The following is a 2,614-nucleotide window of genomic DNA, read 5'->3' on the forward strand; positions in this document are numbered from 1 at the left end:
AGAAGCTCAACAAACCAAAGTTAATGTGACAGCACCGCTCAAATTCGGACTTTCTTGGCAGCACCGGAAAACCTTGACTTGCTGCGTATGTACGAGTCTGTAGTCGATGAGTTCCAACTCAAGATCATCGCCAAGCGCAAGGATTATCAGACGTTCGACGAGGTTATGGAGTATCTGGTGGACCTGTTGTTCAACCGCGATGCTGTATTGCGGCAGCACGCGCACAAGCGTTTGACGCGCGCCGTAATGTTCTACATGTACTGGAATTGCGATATTGGGGAGGTGGGCGATGCTGCGGCCGAGCAAGCACTCTCATCCTGATCGCACCGTCATCAACGTCTCGTTGCTGCTGCTCGCTCGCCTGAAGGCTCGGCGCGTAGATGATTACGACGTGTTGCGCAAGTTTGCGAAAAAAAGTGTTGTCGGCGGGGACGTGCTGTTCTTACCCGCGTTGAACTTTCTGTATCTCATGGGCTTGATCGAATATCGCCCCAAGACCGACGCCGTGGAGTACATGGGGCCAAATGAAGCTATCTAGACTTTATTCCAACAAGCCTGACTTGTTCGAGCCAGTGGAGTTCGTCCAGGGCCTGAACGTCGTCATGGCTGAAATTCGTCTGCCAGAGAACCGAAGCAAGGACACTCACAACCTCGGCAAGACCACGCTTGGGCGTTTGCTCGACTTCGGCTTCCTTGCCAAGCGCGATCCCAAGTTCTTTCTTTTCAAGCACATCGATCTTTTCCAGGACTTCATCTTCTTTCTGGAGATTGAGCTGGAAGATGCTTCGTTCGTGACGATCCGGCGCGGCGTTGAAGAAGCCACCAAGATTAGCTTCAAGCGCCACGCGGCCGGGCATCAAGACTTATCTGCATTGCCGCTGGCGGAATGGGACCACCAAGACATGCCCTTCGAGCGGGCGCGCGACTTGTTGGATGGATTGCTCGATTGGCGCGCACTCAAGCCTTGGGGGTTCCGCAAAGGCTTGGGCTACCTGCTGCGCTCCCAGGACGATTTCCGCGACGTGTTTCATCTGCGTAAGTTCGCGGCTGCGCATTCGGATTGGAAGCCTTTTCTGGCTCACATTCTCGGCTTTGACGCTCAACTCGTGGCGCAGCACTACGAGAAGGAAAAACAGCTTACGGAGAAACAATCAACCGCGCAGACCATTAAGAACGAACTGGGCGGGTCCATTGAAGACATCAGCAAGATCGAGGGCATTCTGTTGCTCAAGCAGAAAGAGGCTGAGAAGAAGCAGAAACTGCTCGACGCCTTCGACTTCCGCGCCCAGGACAAGCACAGCACTAAGCAGTTGGTCGATGACATCGACGAACGCATCGCGGCGCTCAATGCTGAACGCTACTCTCTCAACCAGAACAAGAAGAAGATCATCACATCACTGGAGGAGGATCAGATCCTCTTCAACCCTGACGAGGCGCAGCGTCTGTTTGAGGAAGTCGGCGTCCTGTTCAACGGGCAGATCAAGAAAGATTTTCAGCAGTTGATTGCCTTCAATCGGGCCATTACCGATGAGCGCCAAGGCTATCTGCAGGAAGAACGCGTGGAGGTTGAGGCTGAGCTTAAGCGCATTAATACAGAACTGAATACCCTAGGCAAGAAGCGCTCGGAGATGCTGTCGTTCCTGAGCGGTACCGATATCTTTGGCAAGTACAAGCAGGTGTCCGACGAAATGGTGACGCTGCGTGCCGACATTACTTCGCTGGAGCGTCAACGCGGTTTCCTGCATCGTCTGCAGGGGCTGCGAACCGAGATTAGGGCGTTGACCGAAGAGCGTGGGCATCTTCAGACCCAGATTGAGGCGAATGTCGAGAAGCAAAACTCTGATCAGAACAGCTTGTTTTCGGCAATCCGCGTATTTTTCAGTGAGATTGTCGAAGAGGTGATCGACCGCAAGGCGTTGCTGAGCGTATCGCCGAACCAGGTGGGGCATCTGGAGTTCAAGGCGGAAATTCTCGATGAGTCAGGTAACGCAACCAGCGCCGACCTTGGACACACGTACAGAAAATTGCTGTGCATAGCCTTCGACTTGGCCATCCTGCGTGCGCACTTGGACGACAAGTTTCCGCGTTTCGTTTACCACGATGGCGTGTTCGAGTCCCTGGACGATCGCAAGAAGGAGAATCTGCTGATAGTCATTCGTCGGTATGCCGAAATGGGGCTGCAGCCAATTATTACACTCATAGATTCTGATGTGCCAGCTCGCGCTGCTGATGAGGGGGCGGTGTTTTCAGCTGATGAAGTTATTATCACGTTACACGATGAGGGACAGCACGGGCGACTCTTCAAAATGAAGGCGTGGTGACAAAGAAGATATGGGGCGTTTGGTACTTACTCGACTAAGGCATCGGCAATGGTGCTGCGTCAGGAGAGGAAAGTTGCGGGCGCGAATGATTGAAGATGGTATTCATTATGTCATCACATATAATTTTAGTCGTATGTCGTTAAAAAAAGAAAATTTTCCCAATCAAACAGCAATCGATTGGGAATTGTAGTTGCTATTATTTCACGGTTTTGAATGTCCGATTTTTCAAGTTTCCATGCGAAACCGGACTATCAGCTTCCCTGAAGGGTTTCGGGCGCCGCGAGGCGTACGAA

Annotated in this window: 3 protein-coding genes; all 3 read left to right on the forward strand. The window is 52.3% G+C overall.

Translation table 11 applies throughout. The annotated features are described in order from the left end of the window. The first annotated feature begins 42 nt into the window (after window positions 1-42). Genes AD944_RS00625 through AD944_RS00635 form a run of 3 tightly spaced genes read left to right on the forward strand, consistent with a single transcriptional unit; the run spans window position 43 to window position 2,321 of the window. Window positions 43-321, forward strand: a complete 279-nt coding sequence (locus AD944_RS00625; RefSeq protein WP_308445802.1) for an ABC-three component system protein — start codon at window positions 43-45, stop codon at window positions 319-321. After that, window positions 290-538, forward strand: coding sequence for an ABC-three component system middle component 8 (locus AD944_RS00630; protein WP_045543180.1), 249 nt, complete (start codon window positions 290-292; stop codon window positions 536-538). The genes AD944_RS00625 and AD944_RS00630 overlap by 32 nt, the downstream gene beginning before the upstream one ends. Continuing rightward, window positions 525-2,321: a DUF2326 domain-containing protein gene (locus tag AD944_RS00635; protein WP_045543181.1), complete on the forward strand. Its 1,797-nt coding sequence runs from the start codon at window positions 525-527 to the stop codon at window positions 2,319-2,321. Before AD944_RS00630 ends, AD944_RS00635 begins: the two co-directional genes overlap by 14 nt. Window positions 2,322-2,614: the final 293 nt, after the last annotated feature.

The organism is Acetobacter tropicalis, assembly GCF_001580915.1.
In the GTDB taxonomy this organism is placed as follows: domain Bacteria; phylum Pseudomonadota; class Alphaproteobacteria; order Acetobacterales; family Acetobacteraceae; genus Acetobacter; species Acetobacter tropicalis.